Source organism: Microbacterium sp. K41, from assembly GCF_004794395.1.
Classification (GTDB): Bacteria; Actinomycetota; Actinomycetes; order Actinomycetales; family Microbacteriaceae; genus Microbacterium; species Microbacterium sufflavum.
On record NZ_SSDO01000385.1, the window covers coordinates 1 to 23,439 of the forward strand.

Annotated in this window: 24 protein-coding genes and 1 pseudogene; 14 read left to right on the plus strand and 11 right to left on the minus strand. The window is 70.4% G+C overall.

The genetic code is table 11. The features are described from left to right. Positions 1–179: 179 nt before the first annotated feature. The 3 genes from DW309_RS11995 to DW309_RS12005 are packed head-to-tail and all read left to right on the plus strand — an operon-like array spanning position 180 to position 2,926. On the plus strand, positions 180–1,031 hold the full coding sequence (locus tag DW309_RS11995; RefSeq protein ID WP_136034641.1) for an ABC transporter permease: 852 nt from the start codon (positions 180–182) through the stop codon (positions 1,029–1,031). 30 nt (positions 1,032–1,061) lie between these two features. Continuing rightward, on the plus strand, positions 1,062–2,096 hold the full coding sequence (locus tag DW309_RS12000) for an ABC transporter substrate-binding protein (RefSeq protein WP_136045507.1): 1,035 nt from the start codon (positions 1,062–1,064) through the stop codon (positions 2,094–2,096). A gap of 11 nt (positions 2,097–2,107) precedes the next feature. After that, positions 2,108–2,926: an ABC transporter ATP-binding protein gene (locus DW309_RS12005; RefSeq protein ID WP_136045508.1), complete on the plus strand. Its 819-nt coding sequence runs from the start codon at positions 2,108–2,110 to the stop codon at positions 2,924–2,926. Between the two features lie 94 nt (positions 2,927–3,020). Here the strand turns inward: DW309_RS12005 and pgm are convergent, their stop codons facing one another. Beyond that, positions 3,021–4,664: a phosphoglucomutase (alpha-D-glucose-1,6-bisphosphate-dependent) gene (pgm, locus tag DW309_RS12010; RefSeq protein WP_136045509.1), complete on the minus strand. Its 1,644-nt coding sequence runs from the start codon at positions 4,662–4,664 to the stop codon at positions 3,021–3,023. A gap of 77 nt (positions 4,665–4,741) precedes the next feature. On the opposite strand from pgm, the gene pheA reads away from it, so the two are divergent. Then, a complete protein-coding gene (pheA, locus tag DW309_RS12015) occupies positions 4,742–5,692 on the plus strand; it encodes a prephenate dehydratase (RefSeq protein ID WP_136034649.1) in 951 nt (316 codons plus the stop codon). A 78-nt stretch (positions 5,693–5,770) separates the two neighbouring features. Here pheA and DW309_RS12020 read toward each other — a convergent pair whose 3' ends face one another. The 4 genes from DW309_RS12020 to DW309_RS12035 all read right to left on the minus strand — a co-directional run bounded on the left by DW309_RS12020 (position 5,771) and on the right by DW309_RS12035 (position 7,887). Beyond that, positions 5,771–5,977 carry a methyltransferase gene (locus DW309_RS12020; protein WP_136035692.1) on the minus strand — a complete coding sequence of 69 codons (207 nt, stop codon included), beginning with the start codon at positions 5,975–5,977 and terminating at the stop codon, positions 5,771–5,773. A 70-nt stretch (positions 5,978–6,047) separates the two neighbouring features. Next, the gene (locus DW309_RS12025) at positions 6,048–7,085 is read right to left on the minus strand and encodes an LLM class flavin-dependent oxidoreductase (RefSeq protein WP_136034656.1); all 1,038 of its coding nucleotides are present in this window, start codon (positions 7,083–7,085) and stop codon (positions 6,048–6,050) included. 82 nt (positions 7,086–7,167) lie between these two features. Further along, positions 7,168–7,392, minus strand: coding sequence for a DUF2795 domain-containing protein (locus DW309_RS12030; protein WP_136034658.1), 225 nt, complete (start codon positions 7,390–7,392; stop codon positions 7,168–7,170). A 72-nt stretch (positions 7,393–7,464) separates the two neighbouring features. Continuing rightward, positions 7,465–7,887: an Hsp20/alpha crystallin family protein gene (locus tag DW309_RS12035; RefSeq protein ID WP_136034660.1), complete on the minus strand. Its 423-nt coding sequence runs from the start codon at positions 7,885–7,887 to the stop codon at positions 7,465–7,467. A gap of 124 nt (positions 7,888–8,011) precedes the next feature. Between DW309_RS12035 and DW309_RS12040 the strand changes: the two genes are divergently transcribed. Next, positions 8,012–8,326 (plus strand): MerR family transcriptional regulator, encoded by a 315-nt coding sequence (locus DW309_RS12040; protein WP_136034662.1) that lies wholly within the window; start codon positions 8,012–8,014, stop codon positions 8,324–8,326. A 30-nt stretch (positions 8,327–8,356) separates the two neighbouring features. Then, positions 8,357–10,087, plus strand: coding sequence for a cation:proton antiporter (locus tag DW309_RS12045; protein ID WP_136045510.1), 1,731 nt, complete (start codon positions 8,357–8,359; stop codon positions 10,085–10,087). 73 nt (positions 10,088–10,160) lie between these two features. Here the strand turns inward: DW309_RS12045 and DW309_RS12050 are convergent, their stop codons facing one another. The 5 genes from DW309_RS12050 to DW309_RS12070 form a co-directional block, all read right to left on the minus strand. After that, positions 10,161–11,591, minus strand: coding sequence for a dicarboxylate/amino acid:cation symporter (locus tag DW309_RS12050; protein ID WP_205812751.1), 1,431 nt, complete (start codon positions 11,589–11,591; stop codon positions 10,161–10,163). Positions 11,592–11,734: 143 nt separating this feature from the next. Then, entirely contained in the window at positions 11,735–12,076 is a 342-nt protein-coding gene (locus DW309_RS12055; RefSeq protein WP_136034667.1) for a hypothetical protein, read from the minus strand. Between the two features lie 72 nt (positions 12,077–12,148). Beyond that, a complete protein-coding gene (locus DW309_RS12060) occupies positions 12,149–12,385 on the minus strand; it encodes a helix-turn-helix domain-containing protein (RefSeq protein WP_136034669.1) in 237 nt (78 codons plus the stop codon). Further along, positions 12,382–13,134, minus strand: a complete 753-nt coding sequence (locus tag DW309_RS12065) for a hypothetical protein (RefSeq protein WP_136045511.1) — start codon at positions 13,132–13,134, stop codon at positions 12,382–12,384. The genes DW309_RS12060 and DW309_RS12065 overlap by 4 nt, the downstream gene beginning before the upstream one ends. After that, on the minus strand, positions 13,134–13,757 hold the full coding sequence (locus DW309_RS12070; RefSeq protein ID WP_136034674.1) for a hypothetical protein: 624 nt from the start codon (positions 13,755–13,757) through the stop codon (positions 13,134–13,136). The genes DW309_RS12065 and DW309_RS12070 overlap by 1 nt, the downstream gene beginning before the upstream one ends. Positions 13,758–13,933: 176 nt before the next feature. Between DW309_RS12070 and DW309_RS12075 the strand changes: the two genes are divergently transcribed. From DW309_RS12075 to DW309_RS12090, 4 genes are all read left to right on the plus strand, one after another. Beyond that, on the plus strand, positions 13,934–16,465 hold the full coding sequence (locus DW309_RS12075; protein WP_136034677.1) for an ATP-dependent Clp protease ATP-binding subunit: 2,532 nt from the start codon (positions 13,934–13,936) through the stop codon (positions 16,463–16,465). 105 nt (positions 16,466–16,570) lie between these two features. Then, complete coding sequence (locus DW309_RS12080; protein WP_136045512.1) at positions 16,571–17,071, plus strand: amino-acid N-acetyltransferase; 501 nt, start codon at positions 16,571–16,573, stop codon at positions 17,069–17,071. A 60-nt stretch (positions 17,072–17,131) separates the two neighbouring features. Beyond that, the gene (locus DW309_RS12085) at positions 17,132–17,776 is read left to right on the plus strand and encodes a hypothetical protein (RefSeq protein WP_136045513.1); all 645 of its coding nucleotides are present in this window, start codon (positions 17,132–17,134) and stop codon (positions 17,774–17,776) included. 353 nt (positions 17,777–18,129) lie between these two features. After that, complete coding sequence (locus tag DW309_RS12090; protein ID WP_136034683.1) at positions 18,130–18,540, plus strand: dehydrogenase; 411 nt, start codon at positions 18,130–18,132, stop codon at positions 18,538–18,540. A 15-nt stretch (positions 18,541–18,555) separates the two neighbouring features. Here the strand turns inward: DW309_RS12090 and radA are convergent, their stop codons facing one another. Continuing rightward, the gene (gene radA, locus DW309_RS12095; protein WP_136034686.1) at positions 18,556–19,923 is read right to left on the minus strand and encodes a DNA repair protein RadA; all 1,368 of its coding nucleotides are present in this window, start codon (positions 19,921–19,923) and stop codon (positions 18,556–18,558) included. Between the two features lie 100 nt (positions 19,924–20,023). On the opposite strand from radA, the gene DW309_RS12100 reads away from it, so the two are divergent. From DW309_RS12100 to DW309_RS12115, 4 genes and pseudogenes are all read left to right on the plus strand, one after another. Continuing rightward, positions 20,024–20,701, plus strand: a complete 678-nt coding sequence (locus DW309_RS12100; protein ID WP_136045514.1) for a helix-turn-helix transcriptional regulator — start codon at positions 20,024–20,026, stop codon at positions 20,699–20,701. Continuing rightward, on the plus strand, positions 20,688–22,103 hold the full coding sequence (locus DW309_RS12105) for a cytochrome ubiquinol oxidase subunit I (protein ID WP_136034689.1): 1,416 nt from the start codon (positions 20,688–20,690) through the stop codon (positions 22,101–22,103). Before DW309_RS12100 ends, DW309_RS12105 begins: the two co-directional genes overlap by 14 nt. A gap of 14 nt (positions 22,104–22,117) precedes the next feature. Next, entirely contained in the window at positions 22,118–23,146 is a 1,029-nt protein-coding gene (cydB, locus tag DW309_RS12110; RefSeq protein ID WP_136034691.1) for a cytochrome d ubiquinol oxidase subunit II, read from the plus strand. 30 nt (positions 23,147–23,176) lie between these two features. Further along, positions 23,177–23,439: pseudogene (locus DW309_RS12115) on the plus strand (thiol reductant ABC exporter subunit CydD); the annotation flags it as partial.

The window sequence follows — 23,439 nt, forward strand, 5'->3', positions numbered from 1 at the left end:
TCCGCGTCGCCGGCGCCGCCCTCGCGCGCTCCCGGTGACCCGCGTGCCGGTCGGGGATCCCCGAGCCCGCGCGCCTCGACGAACCGCGCGCGTTGACACGAGGGAACCGGCGGCATAGACTCGCAACACCGCTCGGGAATGCGCTTTCCCGAATCCTTCACGAAGATGTCGAGGACCACATGTCGTCTGCCCCCAACGCGACCATGACCCTGGCGCTGGCCGCCGACCGACCCGAGCCCGCGGGCATCGTCCGCTGGTGGAGCCGCCACTGGCACCCGCTCGTCTTCGTGCTCGCGGTCATCGCCCTGTGGTGGGTCTCGACGAGCCTCGGGTGGGTGCCGGCGTTCATCATCCCCTCGCCCGCCGACACCTGGGCGGCCTTCACCGACAACGCGGCCTACCTGGCGCAGAACACCTGGGTCACGACCTACGAGACCGTGATCGGATTCGTCATCGCGGTCGTCGTCGGCGTCCTCGTGGCGGTGCTCATGGTCTACTCCCGCGGCCTGGAGCAGACGCTCTACCCGGTGATCCTGTTCGCCCAGGTCATCCCGAAGATCGCGATCGCGCCGCTGTTCGTCGTGTGGCTCGGGTTCGGCGCCGAGCCCAAGATCCTCGTTGCCGTGCTCATGGCGTTCTTCCCCGTCGTCATCTCGGGCCTCGCAGGTCTGCGCACCGTCGATCCCGAGATCCTCCAGCTCACGTCGACCATGGGAGCGAGCCGCTTCAAGACCTTCCTCAAGGTGCGGCTGCCCGCCGCTCTCCCCGAGCTCCTGTCCGGACTGAAGGTCGCCGCCACGCTCGCGGTGACCGGCGCGGTGGTCGGCGAGTTCGTCGGCGCGAACGAGGGGCTCGGCTACGTCATCCTGCAGGCCAACGGCAACCTCGACACCGCGATGCTCTTCGCGGCGCTGATCATCATGTCGCTTCTCGGCGTGATCCTCTTCGGCATCATCCAGGTCGCCGAGCGCTTCCTCATCCCGTGGCACGCGTCCAAGCGCGACGTCGCCGCGGCCACCGTCCGACTCTGACCCCCCTCGCACCCACGAAAGAAGGCACTGATGAAGAAGTCAGGCACCATCCTCAGCTCCATCGCCCTCGCGTCCGCGGCGGTGCTCGCCCTCTCCGGGTGCGGCGGCTCCTCGGCCCCGGCGGGCGAGGGCGGCGACGACACCGACGCGCTCACCCCGGTCACGCTCATGCTCAACTGGTACCCCTACGGCGAGCACGCCGCGTTCTACTACGGGGTCGACCAGGGCATCTTCGAGGAGCACGGGATCGACCTCACGATCAAGGCGGGGCAGGGCTCGACCAAGACCGCCCAGGCCGTGGGACAGGGCCAGGTCGACTTCGGCTGGGCCGACACCCCCGCCGTCCTCGCGAACATCGACAAGGGCGTCGGGATCAAGAGCGTGGGCGTCTTCCTCCAGACGACGCCGTCGGCCGTGCAGGTCTTCGCTGACTCCGGCATCTCCGGCCCGGAGGACCTGAAGGGCAAGACCATCGCCGTCTCCGCCGGCGACGCTCCGACCACGACGTTCCCGATGTACCTCGAGGCGGTCGGGCTCGACGAGGGCGACGTGACCCAGCAGAACCTCGACGCCGCGGGCAAGATCGCCGCGATGCTCTCCGGCCAGGTGGACGGGCTCATCGGGTTCGCCCACGACCAGGGACCGACCATCGCCGACAAGAGCGGCAAGGACGTCGAGTACCTGCGCTACTCCGACGCGGGGCTGAACTTCTTCAGCAACGGCCTCATCGCCCCGAACGACACGATCGAGAACGACCCGGAACTCGTCGAGGCGCTGGTCGCCGCGACCTCGGAGGCGTTCGAGGCCGCGCAGGAGGACCCGGAGGCCGCGGTCGCCGCGATGGAGGGCAAGGACCCGCAGATGCCGGCCCAGAAGGTGCTGCTGCACCAGTGGGAGGAGACCATCGAGCTGCTGCACACCGACGCCACCGAGGGCCAGGCTCCCGGAGCGAATGCCGCCGAGGACTGGGAGGCCACGCTCGAGGTGCTGTCGAAGGCGGGCCTCATCTCCGGCGACGGTGACGTCGAGACCTACTACGACGACGCGTTCACCCCCGGGAAGTGAGGTCGGATCTCATGCTCACCCACGATCAGCAGGCGCGCGCCACGGCGGCCACGCCCACCGGCCCCGCGCTGGAGGTCTCCGACCTGGCGATCACGTTCGCCTCCAAGCGCCGTCAGGTCACCGCGCTCGAGGGGGTCGACCTGCGCGTCGAGGAGGGCGAGTTCCTCTCCATCGCGGGCCCGTCCGGATGCGGCAAGTCGACGCTGCTCAAAGCCGTGGCGGGACTCACCGCTCCCAGCCGCGGCAGCATCCGCCTCCGCGGGGACGAGGTCCGCGGTCCCCGGCAGGACATCGGGTACGTCTTCCAGCGCGCGGCGCTCCTCGAATGGCGCAGCGTCCGCGGCAACATCCTCCTCCAGGCCGAGATGCGCGGGATGGACATGCGCAAGGCCCAGGCCCGTGCCGACGAGCTCATCGAGATGACCGGTCTCACCGGCTTCGAGAAGTCGCTGCCGCACGAGCTCTCGGGCGGGATGCAGCAGCGCGTCTCGCTGTGCCGCGCGCTGCTGCACGAGCCGCGGGTGCTGCTCATGGATGAGCCGTTCGGTGCGCTCGACGCCCTGACGCGCGAGCGCATGAACGTGGAGCTGAACCGTATCTGGAGCGCCACCGGGACCACCGTCCTGCTCGTGACGCACTCGGTCGCCGAGGCGGTCTACCTCGCGAGCCGCGTCATCGTGATGAGTCCGCGTCCCGGCCGGATCCTGGAGGAGCACCGGGTCGACCTCCCGGCCCGCCGCGGGTACGCCGAGGTGCTGGAGACGCCGGAGTTCCACCGGGTGTCGAGTCGCGTGCGCGAGCTGCTCGGCTCCTCCACCGACGCGGACTGAACCGCCCCGCCCTCCGGTCCCACCCCTGCGCGGGATCGCGAACGTCCCCACCCGCGTCCGGGGCCGTTCCGATCCCGCCGGGGTCGCCCGGGTGTCAGTCGCCGAGAGCGGCGGACACCACGGCGCGGGCCTCCTCCTGCACCTCGGCGAGGTGCTCCGGGCCGCGCAGGCTCTCGGCGTAGAGCTTGTAGACGTCTTCCGTGCCCGACGGGCGGGCGGCGAACCACGCGTGCTCGGTCTGCACCTTGAGCCCGCCGATCGCCGCACCGTTGCCTGGGGCGTGCGACAGCTTCGCCGTGATGTCCTCGCCGGCCAGCGTGGTCGCGGTGACCGACTCCGGCGCCAGCTTGCCCAGCGTGGCCTTCTGCTCCGGCGTCGCCGGGGCGTCGACGCGCTGATACGCCGAGGCGCCGAACGCCTGCTCCAGCTCGGCGTAGCGCTCCGACGGGGTCTTGCCCGTGACCGCGATGATCTCCGCCGCGAGCAGGCACAGCAGAATGCCGTCCTTGTCGGTCGACCACACGGAGCCGTCGCGGCGCAGGAACGACGCACCGGCCGACTCCTCGCCGCCGAACGCGACCGTGCCGTCGAGCAGCCCGGGCACGAACCACTTGAACCCGACCGGCACCTCCAGCAGACGGCGGCCCAGCGACTCCGCCACCCGGTCGATGATCATCGACGACACGAGGGTCTTGCCGACTGCGGCGTCGCGCGGCCACTGCTCGCGGTGGGAGAAGAGGTAGTCGATCGCGACGGCGAGGTAGTGGTTGGGGTTCATGAGCCCCGCATCCGGGGTCACGATGCCGTGCCGGTCGGCATCGGCGTCGTTCCCGGTGAGCACGTCGTAGTCGCCCTTGCGGGCGACCAGGGACGCCATCGCCGACGGAGACGACGGATCCATCCGGATCTTCTCGTCCCAGTCGAGGGTCATGAAACGCCAGGTCGGGTCGACCTCGGGGTTCACCACGTCGAGGTCGAGGTCGTGCATCTCGGCGATCAGCGCCCAGTACTCCACCGATGCCCCGCCGAGGGGGTCGGCGCCGATGCGCACGCCCGCGCTGCGGATCGCGTCGAGGTCGATGATCGACGGCAGGTCGCGCACGTACGCGTCGCGGAAGTCGTACCCGGTGATCGCGTCCCAGTCGACGTCGGCGAACCGCTCGCGCTTCACCTCGGTGAGGCCGTCGGCGATGAGCTGGTTCGCGCGGTCGGCGATCCAGCCCGTGGCGTCGGTGTCGGCGGGACCACCGTGCGGCGGGTTGTACTTGAAGCCGCCGTCGCGGGGCGGGTTGTGCGACGGGGTGACCACGATGCCGTCGGCCCGGCCGGGGTCGTCGGTCGCGCGACCCCTGTTGTACGTGAGGATCGCGTGGCTCAGGGCGGGCGTCGGCACCCAGGAGTCGCGGGCGTCGACGCGCACGTCCACGCCGTTCGCGAGCAGCACCTCGATCGCGCTGCGCTCGGCGGGCAGCGACAGGGCGTGCGTGTCGCGGCCGAGGAACAGCGGCCCGGTGATGCCCTGCGCGGCGCGGTAGTCGACGATCGCCTGCGTCGTGGCGAGGATGTGGTTCTCGTTGAAGCTCTTCGTCAGCGAGGAGCCGCGGTGGCCGCTGGTGCCGAACACGACCCGTTCGGCCGGGACCGCCGGGTCGGGCACGCGGTCGTAGTAGGCGGCGATCAGCTCGTCGACGTCGATCAGGTCACTTTCCTCCGCGGGGAGGCCGGCACGACTGCTCATCCTCTCAGTCTGCCCCGTGATCCGGATGCGCGCATCCGCTTGACATCCGGGAGGCCGGTGCGCGAGCGAGGGCTAGGCTGAACGCCGTGACCGATCGCCGCACCTACAGCTATCTCGGACCAGCCGGAACCTTCACCGAGGCGGCACTCGACCAGGTGGCGGAGGCCAGGGGGCAGGTGTGGCGTCCCGTGCACAACGTCGGCGAGGCGCTCGACGACGTGCTGGAGGGCCGCAGCGACGCCGCGATGATCGCGATCGAGAACTCGATCGAGGGCGGCGTCTCCACCACGCAAGACGCGCTGGCGACGCTCCCCGGGCTGCGCATCATCGGCGAGTACCTGGTGCGGGTCAACTTCGTCCTGGTCGCCCCGCGCGGCACCACGCTCGACCAGGTGGAGGTGATCGCGGCGCACCCCGTGGCGTACGCGCAGTGCCACGGCTGGCTCGGCGAGCACCTGCCGCGGCACTCGCACGTGCCGGCGGCGAGCAACGTGGCCTCGGCGATCGGCGTGCTCGACGGTTCGCTGCCCGCCCAGGCGGCGATCGCGGCCCCCGGCATCGTGCAGCACTACGACGTGGACGTGCTCGCGGAGGGCATCGGCGACAACGCGGCCGCCGTCACGCGCTTCGTGCTGGTCACCCGCACGACGCGCTCCCCGGAGCCGACCGGGGCCGACAAGACCTCCCTCATCGTGGAGCTGCCCCACGACCACCCCGGCTCGCTGCTGGAGATGCTGGAGCAGTTCTCCACCCGCGGCATCAACCTCTCGCTCATCGAGTCCCGCCCGATCGGCGACGAGCTCGGCCGCTACCGCTTCGTGATCGACGCCGACGGTCACATCGAGCACGAGCGCATGGCCGACGCCCTGCTCGGCATCCGCCGCTTCAGCCCGCGCGTGGTGTTCCTCGGATCGTACCCGCGTGCCGACCGGCAGATCGTGCAGTACCCCGACCGCTACTCCGACGACGTGTTCATCGAGGCACGCGACTGGCTGCGCGGCATCCTCTCCGGCGAGCCCGAGTCCTGACACCCGTCCCCGGGCTTCGGGGCTCGAGCACACGTCGGGACCGAGGCCCCGGCGCGTCTCGAGCGACGGTCGTGGAGGTCAGTGCTCCTGGAACAGCGGCCACGCGCTGCCGGGAGCCATGCGCGCATGCAGTGCCCCCTTCGCCGACGCGAGGCTCGGGTAGGTCCCGGCCACGGCGTCCGCCCCGGCCATCGTGACCGCGTACCCCTCGTCGTCGTGGCGGATGCTGCCGACCACGCCGTTCGGGCCGTAGGCGACCCACAGTGCGAGTGTCCTGGTGCTCATCGTCGAACCCCTCTCTCTGCCGCTGAGGCTACGCCTCGGAGTCGGTCGGGGCCAGCCCCTCGCGCCGGGTTCAGGCGGTCGCGATGAGCTCGAGCGTCTGCGTGCGTCCGGGCGAGGTGTCGGCGGGCTCGGCCTCGAACGCTCCGGCGACGGGCGAGAGCATGACCTCGTCCACGCCGTGCTGCGTGGCGAAGGCCCGCACCTCTGCGGCGACGGACTCGCCCGTGCCGACGAACCACCGCGACCGGGCGGCCTGCACGACCTGGTCGGTCGCGGCGTCGGAGGCCGCGGCGAGTGCCTGCTCCACGGTCTCCAGCGCCACCAGGGGCTGGTTGAGCCGCAGCCGGGCCATCATCCGCAGCTGGGGCAGGGCGCGCTGCTCGGCCTCGTCCGCGGTGGGGGCGGCGACCGCGTTGACGGTGAGGAACGTGCGCGGCTCTGGGTGCTCCTCGCTGGGGCGGTAGTTCGTGCGGTACAGGTCGAGCGCCCGCTCCAGCCCCTGGCCGGAGAAGTGGTTGGCGAACACGTAGGGCAGTCCGTGCGAGGCGGCGAGCTGCGCGGAGTAGTCGCTCGACCCGAGCAGCCACACCTCGGGCACGCCGGTCGCGGCGGGGGTGGCCCGCACGGTGTACTCGCCGCCCGACGTGAAGCGCACCGTGGCACCGTCGGCGGAGAAGAGCGCCGCGATGTCCTGCACGTGACGCGGGAACTGCTCGACGTCGCTGGTGGTGCCGCTGCCGCGCAGCAGCTGCGTGATGACGGGGTCGCTGCCGGGCGCGCGGCCGAGACCGAGGTCGATGCGTCCTGGCGCGATGGCCTCGAGTGCCGCGAACTGCTCGGCGACGATGAGGGGTGCGTGGTTCGGCAGCATCACGCCACCCGAGCCCAGGCGCAGCCGCCGGGTGCGCGCGGCCGCCGCGGCGATCAGCACCGGGGGCGTGGTCGAGGCCACCGCGGGCATGTTGTGGTGCTCCGCGAACCAGTAGCGGCGGTAGCCGAGACGGTCGGCGGTCTCGGCGAGCGAGAGGGAGGCGGCGATGGCCTCGGCGCTGGTCTGGCCGGAGCGGACCGGCACGAGGTCGAGGACGGAGAGGGCGACGTCGTTCATCCCCGGATGCAACCCGAGACGTCGCGCGCGCATTCCCGGCCTCGCACCGGTGCGTCCGTGACGCGACCGCGCGGGTGCGGGCTCAGGCGGCCCGGGCGGCGGGGGTCAGCGACTCGCGGAGCGCGGCGCGGGCCAGGCGGTAGCGGATGTGCCAGGCGGCGCTGTAGCTCTGCTCGGGGAGGGTGCGCAGCACGGCACGGTCGTCGGCGTCGAGTCCGTCGCGGGTGGCCTCGCGCAGCAGGTCGTCGCGCGTCGCCGGGTACTCCATGCCGGCGAGGAAGCGATCGAGGGTGGGGGAGAGGGCCATGGTCGTCCTTTCTACGGGGAGGAGGAAAGGGGAGGGGGACGGGGCGGCGCGGGTGCGCCGCCCCTGTGCGGGTCAGGCGTCGATGGCCTGGCGCTGCTCGCCGGACTCCACGACGATCTTGCGCGGCTTGGCGCGCTCGCTCACCGGGATCACGACCGACAGCACCCCGCTCTCGTAGGAGGCGCTGATGCTGTCGAGGTCGACGCCGTCGCCGAGCGAGAACTGGCGCAGGAACGAGCCGGCGCCGCGTTCGCGGGCGAGCCACCGCACGCCCTCGCGCGTGTCGGCGGTGCGCTGGGCGCGGATGGTGAGCTGACCGCCGTCGAGGTCGACGTCGATCGAGCCCGGGTCGGCGCCGGGGAGGTCGGCGTGCAGGATGTAGCGGTCACCGTCGCGGTACAGGTCCACCGGCATCGACCGGGGTGCGCGAACGGAGTCCAGCACGCTCGCGGCGAAGCGATCGAGCTGGCTGAAGGGATCGAAGGTCAGTGCCATGAGGTTCTCCTTTCGTGCGGCCCGTATGGGCTGAGGTGGTGTGCAGATTATCTGCACGTGGGGTATAGATTTGTTATAGAACGAGATGACCGATCTCGCAACCCCGATCCGAGGACACGTCAGGATGACCGCACGCGACTCGCGCACACCCGTCTACGGCATCGCCGTGGCCGCCCAGCTCGTCGACCTGCCGGAGGCGACCATCCGCCTCTTCGAGAGCAAGGGGCTGCTCGTCCCCGCCCGCAGCGACGGCGGCACGCGCCGCTACAGCGACGACGACATCGAGCGGCTGCGACGCGCGGCCGAGCTCCGCGGCGACGGGCTCAACATCGCCGGCATCGCCCGTGTGCTCGACCTGCAGGACGAGAATGCCGGACTCCGCGACGCGCTCGACGCGGAGACCGCCCGCACGCCCGCGCGGCGTCGCCCCACCCGCTGACCCGTCCTCGGACGACGCTACGCTTCCCCCATGGAAGCCGGGATCTTCTACGTCCTCGTCGGAGCCGTCGCCGTGGCCGCGTTCGCGCGCTGGCGCGGGTGGCCGGCGCCGCTGCTGGTGACGGTGGTCGCGCTCGCCGCCTCGTTCCTGCCGATCGTGCCCGACCTCCCCATCGACGGGCACCTGCTGCTCAGCCTGGTGCTGCCGCCGCTGCTGTACTCCGCCGCGCTGGATGTGTCGTTCGTCGGGTTCAAGCGCAGCCTGCCGCAGATCCGACGGCTCGGCATCTGGCTCGTCCTGCTCACCGCGCTCGCGGTGGGTCTCGTGGCGTGGTGGATCCTGCCGTCGCTGACCCTCCCCGGTGCGCTGCTGCTCGGGGCGATCGTCGCGCCGCCCGATGCCGTGTCCGCCGCCGCGATCGGCCGCCGTCTCGGGCTCCCGCGCCGCATCATGACGGTGCTGTCGGGCGAGAGCCTCATCAATGACGCCACCTCGCTCACGCTGTACCGCGTGTTCGCGGCGATCCTCGCCGGGGCCACCCTGACGGTGTGGGACGGGGTCTGGCAGTTCCTGGTCGCGGTGGGCGTCGGCGTCGCGGTCGGGCTCGTGTTCGGGATCGTGCTCCACCAGCTGCGCATGCGCATCAGCGACCCCGTCGTGATCGGCACGTTCGGGCTGCTCGCGCCGTTCGGGGCGTACGGCATCGCCGAGCACCTCCTGGGCTCCGGTGTGCTCGCGGTCGTGGCGATGGGGCTGTACGTGGGGTTCAACGCCCCGCGCACCGACTACACGACCAGGCAGCAGGAGGCGCCACTGTGGCTGTCGGCCGACCTGCTGCTGGAGAGCTTCGTGTTCGCGTACATCGGGCTGCAGTTCCCGCGGGTGCTCCGCGACCTGAGCAGCGAGTCCGTGGGGCGCATCCTGCTCCTGTCCCTCGCCGTGCTGGTGGTGGTGCTGCTCGTGCGGCCCCTGTACATCTACCCCACCAGCGCGTGGGCGAACTTCCAGGACCGTCGTCGGCTCGCGCGCATGGACCGGGGGATCGCCTCGGGGGAGTTCGACGAGCGTCGGCGGCGGTCGCGGCGCTGGCGGCAGTACAGCGCGGACGAGCTGCGCACGCAGATCGTGCGGGAGCGCATGGCCGGACTCCAGCTCACGTGGAAGGACAACGCCGTGATCTCCTGGGCGGGGATGCGCGGCGTGGTCACGCTCGCGATCGCGGTGGCCGCGGCCGACCTCGCGACGCTCGACACCGAGGCCTCGCACGCGATCGTCGTCGTGGCGTTCATCGTGACGGTGGGCACGCTGCTGCTGCAGGGGCTGACGCTGCCGCTGCTCATCCGGCGGCTCGGGATCCGGGGCGACGCCGAGCACGCGGAGGACGAGGCCGCGCTCGAGGCGGTCAAGGCCAAGAGCCGGGAGGCGGGCAAGGAGTACCTGGCGCAGAAGCGCGTCGAGTGGGAGCAGAAGCACGGTGCGGTCGACCTGAGCGTGTTCGACGCCTTCACGAAGCGCATGACCAGGGTGGAGAAGGACACCGACGAGGCGCAGCGGGTGGAGGACACCTCGAGCCGTCCGTCGTTCGACGACCTGGTCGCGCTGTCGAAGGGGTGGTTGCAGGTGCGGAGGGAGATCCTGGTCGCCGAGCGCGACGCGGGCAACCTCGACGAGGAGGTCATGCGGGAGCTACTGACCGCGATGGATGCGGAGGAGCTGGCGATGGACACGCGCGGCGCCACGCGTCAGCAGGGCCGCGTCTGACGCGGTCGCCCCGCGCCCCGCACACGAGAACGCCCCGCCTCCCGGAGGAGACGGGGCGTTCCGGCGTGACGGGTCAGCGGGCGCCGGCCGGCTCCGGCGCGGTGTCCGAGGCGGCGTCGGCCTCGGGGGCGTCGTCGTCGGAAGAGTCGTCGGCGAACGGCAGGCCCTCGCGCGGCGCGTTGTAGAGCTCCTCGTTGAGGATGCCCTCGCGCTTGGCGACGATGGTCGGGATCAGCGCCTGGCCCGCGACGTTGACCGCGGTGCGGCCCATGTCGAGGATCGGGTCGATCGCGAGCAGCAGACCAACGCCCTCGAGCGGCAGACCCAGGGTCGACAGCGTGAGCGTGAGCATGACGACCGCGCCCGTGGTGCCGGCGGTGGCGGCGGAGCCCACGACCGAGACGATCACGATCAGCAGGTACTGCACGAAGTTCAGCTCGATGCCGAAGAACTGGGCGACGAAGATCGCGGCGATGGCCGGGTAGATCGCGGCGCAGCCGTCCATCTTCGTGGTCGCGCCGAGCGGCACCGCGAACGAGGCGTACGAGCGGGGCACGCCGAGGTTGCGCTCGGTCACGCGCTCCGTGAGCGGCAGCGTTCCGATGGAGGAGCGGCTCACGAACGCGAGCTGCACCGCGGGCCAGACGCCCGAGAAGTATTGCTTGATCGACAGGCCGTGCGTGCGCACGAGGATCGGGTAGACCACGAACAGCACGAGAGCGAGGCCGATGTAGATCGCGGCGGCGAACCAGCCGAGCGACGCGAGCTTCTCCCAGCCGTACTTGATGACGGCGGAGCCGATGAGGCCGAACGTGCCGATCGGGGCGATGCGGATGATCCACCACAGCACGCGCTGGATGACCTTGAGCAGCGACTCGGTGAAGACGAGGAACGGCTCGGCCTTCTTGCCCGCCTTGAGGGCGGCGATGCCGACGACCGCGGCGACGACGATCACCTGCAGGATGTTGAAGCCCACCGTGGAGGTGAACGCGCCCTCGGTCGCGCCGGGGGAGGTGCTGACCGTGAGGCCGAGGAAGTTCTGGGGGATCAGGCCGAGGAGGAAGTTCCACCACGTGCCGACCGTGTAGGGGTCGCCGGGCTCGAGGCCCTCGCCGGCGCGGTTGCCCGGCTGGATCACGAGGCCGAGCCCGATGCCGATGATGACGGCGATGAACGCGGTGATCGCGAACCACAGGATGGTCTGACCGGCCAGGCGTGCCGCGTTCTGCACGCGGCGCAGGTTGGAGATGCTCGCGACGATCGCGGTGAAGATCAGCGGGACGACCGCCGCGCGCAGCAGCGTGACGTACGAGCTGCCGATCGTGTCGAGCGTGGCGGACAGGCCGGTGGGGTTCTCGGCCGTGGCGCCGAGCTGACGGCCGATCAGGCCGGCGGCGATGCCGAGGACGAGGGCGGCGATGATCTGGAAGCCGAACGAGGTCAGCAGCTTCCGGACCGGCCCGCGGGTGTCTGGCGCCTTCTGGGCGCGTGCGGTGGTGCTCATCGAGGTGGGGACTCCAGAGATCGCGGCGCGCCGGGATGCGCGCCATGAGGCTCAACGCTAGAGCTGGCTGGGAATTCCCTGGGCGGATATGACGAAGCATGACGGCCGCCCCTCCGCAGCCGTCATGCTCCGGGTTCGGGGGGTCAGGGCGCGACGCACTCGTTCAGGTTGTCGGTGATGATCTGCGTCGTGAGCGCCTTGTCGGCTTCGTCCTTCTGCTTGTCTTCGCCGTTGGCGATGTAGGTGAGCGTCTCGTCGCTCAGCTCGGAGTCGACCAGGGCGTCGGCGAGGCAGCTGGCGGCCTCGTCGGTCATCGCCTGCTCCTGGCTCGTGCCGGCGAACACCTTCTGGATCCCCTCGGCCACCTCGTCGGACGACGGGCGGGCCGGTCCGCCGCACGCGGCGAGGGACAGGGCGAGCGCGACGGCGGGCACGAGGGCAGCGAGGCGGGCGGCCGGGCGGGCCGCGGGTGCTGGCTTCTTCATGCGGACGACGCTAGTGCGCCACAGCAGATCCATAGAAGGGGCTTGCGTGCGGAGGCGCATCCATGCTCCGCGTCAGCGGGCCGCGAGCACGAGCAGGTCGCCCACGTCGCACTCCAGCGCCTCGCAGATCGCCCGCAGCGTGGAGTAGCGGATCGCGCGGGCACGGTCGTTCTTGAGCACGGACAGGTTGACGATGCTCACGCCGACCGCGGCGCTCAGCTCGGTGAGGGTCATGCCGCGCTCGGCGAGCAGCTCGTCCAGGCGGCAGTGGATGCCGGTGAACTCCTCGTCGCTCTCGGCCGGGCTCACACCAGCCCCTCCGTCTCCTTCTCCAGGGCGGCACGCTGCTGCTCCAGGCGCATGCCCTGCCGGAACACGGCGGCGAGGGCGAGCAGGCCGAGCGCGGCGGCGAACGGCAGCGGCGTCACGGTGAGCTGATACGCCGCGGGGTACCACGGGCTGCCGATCGGGAGGGCCTCCCGCAGACCCGCCGTGGCGGCGATCCCGTTCAACAGGTCGGATGCCACGGCGAGCACCACGAGCGCGACCGCGCCGCCGACCAGGGCGCGGGTCACGACCAGGGAGAACGCGCGCCCGCGCAGCGTGTGGAAGCAGATGAGGGCGAGGACCACGGCGGGCACCGTGGCGAGCGCCAGGCTGCTGAGCTGTGCCGCCGCGGCGAGGAGGCGGAGTCCGAGCGAGGCGTTGCCCACGGTGAAGTCCGTCAGTTCCGTGCCGCCGCAGGTGAGGGCGGTGTGCGCACCGTCGCCGAACTCGGAGCAGGGGAGGGCGGCGGGCCAGTCGAGGAAGACGACGGTCCGCCCGTGCAGTTCCGCCCAGTCGACCGCGAACGCCTTGACGACGACCGCGATCGCGCCGAGTGCCGACAGGACCACCCACCATCCCGATAGCGTGAGCGCCGCATCGAGGGTGACCGTGTGGCTGCCGCGCCGGCGGCTGTTCCAGACGACGAGGGCGACGACGGCGGCGCCGACGGCGAGGGCTATCGCGATGTTGAGCAGCGAGGGCCAGACGGCCTCCGAGCCGAACGTGATCATCAGACCAGTCCCTCCGTGTCGCGCTGCAGGCGGCGGCCGACGGCGAACACGCCCGCCACGAGGGCCAGGGCGAATGCCCACCCCACGGGTGCCAGGTCGAACTGCACGAGCAGCGTCCACAGCACGTCTTCGACGCCGGGTTCGGTCGCGGCCAGATCCTTCACGATCTCCGCCCGGCCGATGCCGCCGGCGAACTGCCCGAGCAGCGTGCCGGCCATCAGCAGGCAGGCGGCGACCGCGAACATCCACCCGAGCGAGGCGCGGAACGGGCGGGAGCGGATGAGGGACACGCCCAGCCACCAGACCACCGCGCACAGGGCGACCGTGGCGAGCGCGGGCAGCGCCGTCTCCAGCAGCAGCAGCCAGCGGGCGGCGGTGGGCGGCGCGGTGAGGGTGACGAGTGCGGAGTCGACGGTGGCGCCCTCGATCCCGGCCACGCCGTCGAGGGCGGTGAGGTCGACGTCGTGCACGGGCATCGCGATCGTCGGCGACGGCGAGAACAGGGTGGCGGCGGCCTGGGCGACGGCGACGATCGCACCGATTCCGACGCTCACGGCTCCGGTCGCGATCAGTCCGAGGGCGATGCCGTCGGCGAGCGAGGGTCGTCTATCCGTGGCGAGCATGGGCTCCTCCTGGAGATCGGGGGGTTATCGACTTTCGTTAACATAACGACTGTCGATAAACGGGTCAAGCCCCCGCTATGCCCACGGCGAACACGGGCATACCCGGCATTCCTGGTCGTTACTCTCGATGTACAAGCGCTTCATGCGTCTTCGCCCCGTGCGAATAAGGAGTCAACATGTTCGAGAGATTCACGGACCGAGCCCGTCGAGTGGTCGTCCTCGCCCAAGAAGAGGCGAAGATGCTCAACCACAACTACATCGGCACCGAGCACATCCTGCTCGGCCTCATCCACGAGGGCGAGGGCGTCGCAGCCAAGGCGCTGGAGTCGCTCGGCATCTCCCTCGACGCCGTGCGCGAGCAGGTGCAGGACATCATCGGCCAGGGTCAGCAGCAGCCGACCGGCCACATCCCGTTCACGCCGCGCGCCAAGAAGGTGCTCGAGCTCAGCCTCCGCGAGGCCCTGCAGCTCGGCCACAACTACATCGGCACCGAGCACATCCTCCTCGGCCTCATCCGTGAGGGCGAGGGCGTGGCCGCCCAGGTGCTGGTCAAGCTCGGCGCCGACCTCAACAAGGTGCGCCAGCAGGTCATCCAGCTGCTGTCCGGCGCTCCGGGGCGCGAGCCCGCGTCGGTCGGAGCGCAGACCAACGACTCGCCCGCCGGCGCCCAGGGTGGCTCCGCGGTGCTCGACCAGTTCGGTCGCAACCTCACCCAGGCCGCGCGCGACAACAAGCTCGACCCGGTGATCGGGCGCGAGAAGGAGGCGGAGCGGGTCATGCAGATCCTGTCCCGCCGCTCCAAGAACAACCCCGTCCTGATCGGTGAGCCCGGCGTCGGCAAGACCGCCGTCGTCGAGGGCCTGGCGCAGGCGATCGTCAAGGGCGATGTGCCCGAGACGCTGAAGGACAAGCAGCTCTACTCGCTCGACCTCGGCTCTCTCATCGCCGGTTCCCGCTACCGCGGCGACTTCGAGGAGCGCCTGAAGAAGGTCACCAAGGAGATCCGCACGCGCGGCGACATCATCGTCTTCATCGACGAGATCCACACCCTCGTGGGTGCGGGTGCCGCCGAGGGCGCGATCGACGCGGCCAGCATCCTCAAGCCGCTGCTCGCCCGCGGTGAGCTCCAGACGATCGGCGCCACCACGCTCGACGAGTACCGCAAGCACTTCGAGAAGGACGCCGCTCTCGAGCGCCGCTTCCAGCCGGTGCAGGTGAACGAGCCGACGCTGCCGCACGCGATCAACATCCTCAAGGGGCTGCGCGACCGCTACGAGGCGCACCACAAGGTGCAGATCACCGACGGCGCGATCGTGGCCGCGGCGAACCTCGCCGACCGCTACGTCTCCGACCGGTTCCTCCCCGACAAGGCGATCGACCTGATCGACGAGGCCGGCGCGCGCCTGCGTCTGTCGATCCTGTCGAGCCCGCCCGAGCTGCGGGAGTTCGACGAGAAGATCGCCGCCGTGCGCGAGCAGAAGGAGCTCGCCTCCGAGGAGCAGGACTTCGAGAAGGCCGCGTCGCTGCGCGACGAGGAGAAGAGCCTGCTCGCCGAGCGGCTGCGCCTCGAGAAGCAGTGGCGTGCGGGCGACGTCGCGACCCAGGCGGTCGTCGACGAGGGCCTGATCGCCGAGGTGCTCGCGCAGGCCACGGGCATCCCCGTGTTCAAGCTGACCGAGGAGGAGTCCAGCCGACTCGTCTTCATGGAGAAGGCGCTGCACCAGCGCGTCATCGGTCAGGAGGAGGCCATCGCGGCCCTCTCCAAGACCATCCGTCGTCAGCGTGCGGGCCTGAAGGACCCGAAGCGCCCCTCCGGTTCGTTCATCTTCGCCGGCCCCACGGGCGTCGGAAAGACCGAGCTGGCCAAGGCGCTCGCGGAGTTCCTGTTCGACGACGAGGCCGCGCTCATCTCGCTCGACATGAGCGAGTTCGGCGAGAAGCACACCGTCTCGCGGCTGTTCGGTGCCCCTCCCGGGTTCGTCGGCTTCGAAGAGGGCGGTCAGCTCACCGAGAAGGTGCGGCGCAAGCCGTTCAGCGTGGTGCTGTTCGACGAGATCGAGAAGGCCCACCCCGACATCTTCAACTCGCTGCTGCAGATCCTTGAAGAGGGTCGCCTCACCGACGGTCAGGGTCGGATCGTGGACTTCAAGAACACGGTCATCATCATGACCACCAACCTCGGTGCACGCGACATCGCCGGTGGCCCCGTGGGCTTCCAGATCGAGGGCAACAACGCCACCAGCTACGAGCGGATGAAGGGGAAGGTCAACGAAGAGCTCAAGCGGCACTTCAAGCCCGAGTTCCTCAACCGTGTCGACGACATCATCGTCTTCCCGCAGCTGAGCAAGGACGAGCTGGTGCAGATCGTGGACCTGTTCACGAAGCGCCTCGGCGAGCGTCTGCTCGACCGCGACATGACGATCGAGCTGTCGCAGGCCGCCAAGGAGCGTCTGATCGAGATCGGCTTCGACCCGGCTCTGGGCGCCCGGCCGCTGCGTCGCGCGATGCAGCACGAGATCGAGGACCGTCTGTCGGAGAAGATCCTGCACGGCGAGCTCGACTCGGGCGACCACGTGAAGGTCGACGCGAAGGACGGGGAGTTCCTGTTCGAGCACGGTCCGCGCGGCGAGAAGGTCGCGGTCGGTGTCAACACCGGCGGCGGCGCCATCGCCGGTACGCCCGACCTGGCGATCACCGGCAACGACTGATCCCACCCGGGTCGTGAGCCCGGACGTGAAGGGGCGGATGCTGCGGCATCCGCCCCTTCCTCGTGTCTGGGAGGCGCACGGAGGGTGCGGTTCTAGGCTGGTCGGGTGAGCGACTACATCGTCCGGCCCGCCCGCAGCGCCGATATCGTCAGCATCCGCAACCTGCTCCAGCCGCTCGTGGAGCAGCGCATCCTGCTCGGCAAAGACCTGGCGGTGCTGTACGGCGCGGTGCAGGAGTTCGTGGTGGCGGAGGCCGAAGGCGAGCTGATCGGCTGCGGCGCCCTGCACGTCATCTGGGAGGACCTCGGCGAGGTGCGCACCCTGCTCGTGCGCGACGACTGGCTGCACCACGGCATCGGTCGCGCGATCGTCGAGCGCCTGGAGGAGAACGCGCGCGCACTCGGACTGACGCGCCTGTTCTGCCTCACGTTCGAGGTCGATTTCTTCGGCCGCCGCGGCTTCACCCCCATCGGCGAGCAGGTCGTCGATCCCGACGTGTACTCGCAGCTGCTGCGCAGTGGAGACGCGGGTGTCGAGGAGTTCCTCGACCTGGCGCACGTCAAGCCGAACACGCTCGGCAACACCCGGATGCTCAAGGTGCTCTGAGGCCCGACGGGCGCACGACGCCTCCCAGGATCGCGGGGGTCGATCGCTTAACCTGGAACCATGCCCCGTCGTTCCGCCGCCGTCTACCGTCGTCGGCGTCTGGTGGTGCTGCTCGGGCTGATCCTGGTCCTCGCGGTGATCGGGGTGTCGGTGTGGCTGCTGGTCGCGCGCCCCTGGGCCGCCGCGACCGATGCGACCCCGGCGCCGACGTCCTCCGCGACGACCGAGACGACGCCGCCGCCCACGGGTTCCGCGAGCCCGGCGCCCACTCCGAGCGCCTCCGAGACGCCCGCTGTCGTGGCCTGCCAGGCGAAGGACATCGAGGTCACGGCTGTCACCGACGCCGACACCTACGCGGCGGGCGTCACCCCGCGCCTGTCGATCTCGCTGACGAACAAGGGCACCACGGACTGCACGATCGACGTGGGGTCGAGCACCCAGGTGTTCACGGTGTCGAGCGGCGCGGACGTGTGGTGGCGGTCGACGGACTGCCAGGAGAACCCGAGCAGCATGATCGCGACGCTCACCGCCGGATCGACCGTGGTGAGCAAGGAGCCCGTGGTGTGGGATCGCACCCGGTCGAGCGTGGAGACGTGCGCGCAGGAGAACCGGCAGCGGGCGCCCGGTGGCGGCGCGTCGTACCATGTGGCCGTGTCGATCGGCGGCTTCCCCAGCGCCACGACGGCGCAGTTCCTGCTCTACTGATCGCACGCTACGGCTTTGCGGGCGATCCGGCCGTGCGGCTTCGGATTGCTTCGTCTGCTGCGGCAACCGATCCGAATTGCGGCGACCTTCGCGTCGGAGGGCCTCTTGTGCTGACACGAGTCGTTCTTTGGGATACCATAGACATGACTCTCCGCCTATGCGGCATAAGCCATCCCCAGTGGCGTCGAACTACAGCGTCCCCAGCGCTTCGACACCGCCGCTCGAGAGTCCGAGGGCCCTCTCGAGTACCCCAGTCCCCAATGGAGGACTCGAGAGGGCCCCAATCTTTCTCCCGCGCCGGCCGGAGGTCGCCGTGGAGCCGCGCTCGTCGTGTCGATGCCTAAGCTGGAGACATGGCTGCGAAGAAGGCGAAGTCCGGCAAGAAGAAGCCCGCACCCGAGGACTTCCGGTCCGAGGCGCTGGCGGTGGCCCTGGAGAAGCAGGACGTGGCTGCGGTCGCCCTGGCCCTGCGGCACGGCACGACCGTCGTCCCGCTCATCAAGCCCGGTGCGCGCGACAACCCGCTCGACGGCGGCGAGGTGTGGACGTACCGCGACCCGAACACGGGCGACCTGGCGCTGCTGCTCTTCAGCGACGCGAAGAACAAGCCGGCCAACCTGCCGCCCGGTGTGGGCATCTACGACGCGGCCTGGCTGCGGCGGTTCCTCTCCGCGCACCCCATCACGACCGTGTTCCTCGACATCGCCGGTCCCCATCCCATGCAGGCGGATCCGGTCGAGCTGCTCAAGGCGCTCGACGCCTGATCGCTGCGCCGTGGCTCAGAACGGCGGGATGTCGCGGTCGGGACGCCGGGCCGCGTTCCGCGAGCGGATGTCGCCCAGGGCGGCGCGCAGCGTCTTCGACCGGTCGTCGACCACCTGCTCGTAGCCCAGTCGCGCCGCCTCCGTCCGGCGCTGCGCGGCCTGCGTGACCGGCCGCACCTCACCCGCCAGGCTGAGCTCGCCCACGGCGGCGACCGTGCGCGGCACCGAGATCATCTGGATCGACCCCGCCACCGCGATCGCGATCGCGAGGTCGGCCGCGGGCTCGGTGAACCGCACGCCGCCCACCGTGGAGACGTACACGTCGAGGCTGCCGGTGGGCACCCCGGCCCGGCGCTCCAGGATGGCCAGCACCATCGCGACGCGCGAGGCGTCGAGCCCGTGCACGATGCGCCGGGGGTTCGGAGCGTTGCTGGGCACGGTGAGCGCCTGCACCTCTACCGGCAGGGCGCGGCGCCCCTCCAGGGAGATCGCGACGCAGGTGCCGGGCTCGGACGCCCCCTGCGACAGGAAGAGCCCGGACGGATCCGGCACCTCGGCGATGCCGTCGCCGGTCATCTCGAAGCACCCCACCTCGTCGGTCGGCCCGAAGCGGTTCTTGAGCGCGCGGATGAAGCGCAGCGACGTCTGCCGGTCGCCCTCGAAGTGGCACACCACGTCGACCAGGTGCTCCAGCACGCGGGGGCCGGCGACCTGCCCGTCTTTCGTGACGTGACCGACGATGATGATCGGCAGGTCCCGCTCCTTGGCGACGCGGATGAGGGTCGCGGCGACCTCGCGCACCTGGCTGGGTTGTCCTGCCGCGCCGTCGGTGAGCGACGACGACACCGTCTGCACGGAGTCGACGATCACGAGCTGCGGCTGCACCTCGTCGATGTGACCGAGGATCGTGGCGAGGTCGGTCTCGCTCGCCAGGTACAGCTCGTCGTGCAGCGCGCCGGTACGCTCGGCGCGCAGCCGCACCTGAGCGGGGGACTCCTCGGCGCTCGCGTACAGCACCCGCCGCCCGGCACGTGCCGCCTGCGCGGCGACCTCGAGCAGCAGCGTGGACTTGCCGACGCCCGGCTCGCCGCTGAGCAGGATGGCGGCGCCGGGGACGATGCCGCCGCCCAGCACGCGGTCGAACTCGCCGACCCCGCTCGTGCGCCGGGGTGCGTCCTGCGTCGTGATCTGCGTGATCGGTCGGGCGGCGCGATCGGCGGTGGGTGCGAGGGCGTTCACGCGTCGGAGGATGCCGGTCTGGGCGGCCTGCTCCTGCACGGTTCCCCACTGCTGGCACTCGCCGCAGCGGCCGACCCATTTCGCCGTCGTCCACCCGCACTCCGTGCACACGTACGCAGGGGGAGCGGGTTTCCGGGTGGCCATGCCCCCAGGCTATCGGCGGGATCAGACATCCCTATCGCCCGGGTGATTATTCACGGTCCGGTGCCCCAAGAGCCCGTGGAAAAGCCAACATAATGAAGACATGTCCAACGGCGGGTCCGTCTGCGGACCGATCTCGAGCTACTCCCGGGTGCGCATCCTGCATCTGCTCTTCGAGGCGGGGGCGGTCGGTGTGTCCAGGCACCTCACGATCGGGGAACTGTGCGAGGCCACCGGCCTGCACGCCAACACCGTCCGCGAGCACCTGCAGCGTCTCATCGAGGGCGGCTACGTGATCCCCGAGGTGGAGCACCGCACCACCCGCGGCCGCCCGCGCACGCTCTACCGCGCCGCGACCGGTGCGTCCGACGCATCGAGCCCGGTCGCCAGGGACAAGGCCAAGGCGGCGGCCCGTCGCGGCGACCTGCTGCGCAGCGTGGTGCCCTCCGCGACCCCGAGCGCCCTCGGGCGCGACGCCGTGCACCAGCTCGACGCCCTGGTCGAGCACCTGGAGGAGAGCGGCTTCGAACCGGTCGTCGACGACCGGGTGCTGACGGTCGACCTGAGCCCGTGCCCGCACGCCGCCGGCCGTCCCGAAGACCGCCCGCTCCTGTGCCAGGTGCACCTGGGCCTCATGCAGAGCGTGCTGACCGAGGCCGGGGGACCGCTCGTCGCCGCGTGCGTGCGCGACGCTCAGAGCCCATCGGAGTGCACCGTGCAGCTGCGCGACACCACGACGCAGCAGTCCGACCGAAGAGGAGTCGCGCATGGAATGGCTTGATCCGCTCGTCCTGTCCCGATGGCAGTTCGGGCTGACGACCGTCTACCACTACCTCTTCGTGCCGCTGACGATCGGCATGGCCCTGGTGGCCGCGATCTTCCAGACGGCGTGGGTGCGCACCGGCAAGGTGCAGTACCTCCACCTCACCCGCTTCTTCGGCAAGATCTTCCTGATCAACTTCGCCATGGGCGTGGTCACCGGCATCGTGCAGGAGTTCCAGTTCGGCATGAACTGGTCGGACTACTCCCGCTTCGTCGGCGACGTGTTCGGCGCCCCGCTGGCCTTCGAGGGTCTCCTCGCCTTCTTCTTCGAGGCGACCTTCATCGGCCTGTGGATCTTCGGCTGGGACAAGCTGCCACAGAAGCTGCACCTCGCGACCATCTGGTGCGTCTCGATCGGCAGCATCCTGTCGGCGTATTTCATCATCGCGGCGAACGCGTTCATGCAGAACCCCGTCGGCTACACGTTCAACGAGGCGACCAACCGTGCCGAGCTCACCGACTTCTGGGCGCTGCTGACCAACCCCGTGGCGCTCGCCGCCTTCCCGCACACCATCTTCGGCGCACTCATGTTCGCCGCCGGTGTCGTCATCTCGGTCTCGGCCTGGCACCTGGCGCGGGGCCAGCACTTCGACACCATGCGCGTCTCCCTCAAGTTCGGGCTGTGGGCCATGATCTTCTCCACCGCGGGCGTGGTGCTCACCGGCGACCAGCTGGGCCTGGCGATGTACGCCGCGCAACCCATGAAGATGGCCGCCGCCGAGGCGACGTTCAACACCGTGTGCGGACCGGACGCCTCCTTCAGCCTGTTCACGCTCGGCACGCCGGACGGCAGCTCCGAGCTGTTCTCCATCCGCGTCCCGTACCTGCTGTCGCTGCTGTCGACGCACACGCTCGACGCGTGCGTGCACGGCATCAACGACCTCAACGCCGAGTACGCCCAGACCTACGCCGCCACGGGCCTGACCGACTTCGCCCCGATCCTGTGGGTCACGTACTGGTCGTTCCGCTGGATGATCGGCCTCGGCATGGCCGCCGCCCTCGTCGCGGTCGCCGGCCTCTGGGTCACCCGCAAGAACGCCAAGAAGCCGGTCGCCCCGTGGATGTGGAAGGTCGCGATCTGGTCGTTCCCGCTCGCGCTCGCCGCCAACATCATGGGCTGGGTGTTCACCGAGATGGGTCGGCAGCCGTGGATCGTGTTCGGGCTGATGTCCACGCGAGACGGCGTCTCGCCCGGTGTCAGCGGTGTCGAGGTGCTCATCTCGCTGATCGCCTTCACCGCGATCTACGCCGCCCTCGCGGTGGTCGAGGTGCGGTTGATCGTGAAGGCCGCCCAGAAGGGGCCGGACACCGATGAACAGCCCCATGAGGAGACGGCTCAGCTGCCGTCGGTCGTGTACTGAGAGGAAGGAGCATCATGGATCTCGCAACGCTCTGGTTCTGGATCGTCGCCTTCCTCTTCGTGGGGTACTTCGTGCTCGACGGATTCGACTTCGGCGTCGGCATGTCGCTGCCGTTCCTCGGCAAGGACGACGTCTCCCGCCGGCAGGTCATCAACACGATCGGCCCGGTGTGGGACCTCAACGAGACGTGGGTCATCGTCGCCGGCGCCTCGCTGTTCGCGTCGTTCCCCGAGTGGTACGCCACCCTGTTCAGCGGCTTCTACCTGCCGCTGCTGCTCATCCTGCTCGCGCTCATCCTGCGCGGCGTCTCGTTCGAGTACCGCCACCAGCGGGAGAGCAGGAAGTGGAAGCAGGGCTTCGACCGGATGATCGTGATCGGCTCGGTCGTGCCCGCGCTGCTGTGGGGCGTCGCCTTCGGCAACATCGTGCAGGGCGTCGCGATCGACGAGAACCACATCTACGTCGGCGGCTTCTTCTCGCTGCTCAACCCGTACGCGCTGCTGGTCGGCGTGACCACCCTGCTGCTGTTCTTCCTGCACGGCGTGCTGTTCGTGGCGCTCAAGACCGACGGGCAGGTGCACGCCGATGCCCGGAAGCTCGCCGCCCGCGCGGCCGTGCCCACCGTGATCGCCGCCGCCGCGACGGTGCTGTGGACCTACTTCCTCGCCGCGGGGCGGGAGGCGCCGCTGCTGTGGCTGGTCGCGGGTGCCGGTGCCATCGCCGCGGTGTCGCTCATCGCCGCGATCGTGCTGTCGCTGCGGGGCCGAGACGGCCAGGCCTTCACCGCGGGCATCGTCACGGTGCTGACGGCCGTGGTGATGCTGTTCGCCGCGCTGTTCCCGTTCGTCATGCCGTCGACCATCGACCCGGCGTTCAGCCTGACGATCGCGAACGCGTCGAGCACCCCGTACACGCTGCAGATCATGACCTGGACCGCGCTGATCGCGCTGCCGCTCGTCATCGCGTACCAGACCTGGACATACTGGGTGTTCCGCAAGCGCGTCACCCGCAGCTCGATCGAGGGGGCGCCGGCCCACGCGTGACCCTGCCCCGCCCCCGATGATCGCCCCCGCATGAAACCCGTCGACCCGAGACTGCTGCGCTACGCGGCCGCCGCCCGTGGGTACCTCGCGGCCTCCGCGGTGATCGGCGTCGCGCAGACCGCGGTCACGATCGCGTTCGCGTGGCTGCTGACCGAGGCCATCACGGGAGCGATCGCCGGCCGAGACGTCACCGTGGTGCTGCTCACGCTGCTCGCGACGGCCCTGGTGCGCGGGCTGCTGATCGCCGCGTCCGACGTCGCGGGCACACGGGCGGCCGCGCGCACGGGCATGCA

Coding starts and splice junctions, on each gene's coding strand:
- DW309_RS11995 (WP_136034641.1), top strand. CDS start 180: ATGTCGTCTGCCCCCAACGCGACCATGACCCTGGCGCTGGCCGCCGAC.
- DW309_RS12000 (WP_136045507.1), top strand. CDS start 1,062: ATGAAGAAGTCAGGCACCATCCTCAGCTCCATCGCCCTCGCGTCCGCG.
- DW309_RS12005 (WP_136045508.1), top strand. CDS start 2,108: ATGCTCACCCACGATCAGCAGGCGCGCGCCACGGCGGCCACGCCCACC.
- pgm (WP_136045509.1), bottom strand. CDS start 4,664: ATGAGCAGTCGTGCCGGCCTCCCCGCGGAGGAAAGTGACCTGATCGAC.
- DW309_RS12020 (WP_136035692.1), bottom strand. CDS start 5,977: ATGAGCACCAGGACACTCGCACTGTGGGTCGCCTACGGCCCGAACGGC.
- DW309_RS12025 (WP_136034656.1), bottom strand. CDS start 7,085: ATGAACGACGTCGCCCTCTCCGTCCTCGACCTCGTGCCGGTCCGCTCC.
- DW309_RS12030 (WP_136034658.1), bottom strand. CDS start 7,392: ATGGCCCTCTCCCCCACCCTCGATCGCTTCCTCGCCGGCATGGAGTAC.
- DW309_RS12035 (WP_136034660.1), bottom strand. CDS start 7,887: ATGGCACTGACCTTCGATCCCTTCAGCCAGCTCGATCGCTTCGCCGCG.
- DW309_RS12040 (WP_136034662.1), top strand. CDS start 8,012: ATGACCGCACGCGACTCGCGCACACCCGTCTACGGCATCGCCGTGGCC.
- DW309_RS12045 (WP_136045510.1), top strand. CDS start 8,357: ATGGAAGCCGGGATCTTCTACGTCCTCGTCGGAGCCGTCGCCGTGGCC.
- DW309_RS12050 (WP_205812751.1), bottom strand. CDS start 11,591: ATGAGCACCACCGCACGCGCCCAGAAGGCGCCAGACACCCGCGGGCCG.
- DW309_RS12055 (WP_136034667.1), bottom strand. CDS start 12,076: ATGAAGAAGCCAGCACCCGCGGCCCGCCCGGCCGCCCGCCTCGCTGCC.
- DW309_RS12065 (WP_136045511.1), bottom strand. CDS start 13,134: ATGATCACGTTCGGCTCGGAGGCCGTCTGGCCCTCGCTGCTCAACATC.
- DW309_RS12070 (WP_136034674.1), bottom strand. CDS start 13,757: ATGCTCGCCACGGATAGACGACCCTCGCTCGCCGACGGCATCGCCCTC.
- DW309_RS12075 (WP_136034677.1), top strand. CDS start 13,934: ATGTTCGAGAGATTCACGGACCGAGCCCGTCGAGTGGTCGTCCTCGCC.
- DW309_RS12085 (WP_136045513.1), top strand. CDS start 17,132: ATGCCCCGTCGTTCCGCCGCCGTCTACCGTCGTCGGCGTCTGGTGGTG.
- DW309_RS12090 (WP_136034683.1), top strand. CDS start 18,130: ATGGCTGCGAAGAAGGCGAAGTCCGGCAAGAAGAAGCCCGCACCCGAG.
- radA (WP_136034686.1), bottom strand. CDS start 19,923: ATGGCCACCCGGAAACCCGCTCCCCCTGCGTACGTGTGCACGGAGTGC.
- DW309_RS12100 (WP_136045514.1), top strand. CDS start 20,024: ATGTCCAACGGCGGGTCCGTCTGCGGACCGATCTCGAGCTACTCCCGG.
- DW309_RS12105 (WP_136034689.1), top strand. CDS start 20,688: ATGGAATGGCTTGATCCGCTCGTCCTGTCCCGATGGCAGTTCGGGCTG.
- cydB (WP_136034691.1), top strand. CDS start 22,118: ATGGATCTCGCAACGCTCTGGTTCTGGATCGTCGCCTTCCTCTTCGTG.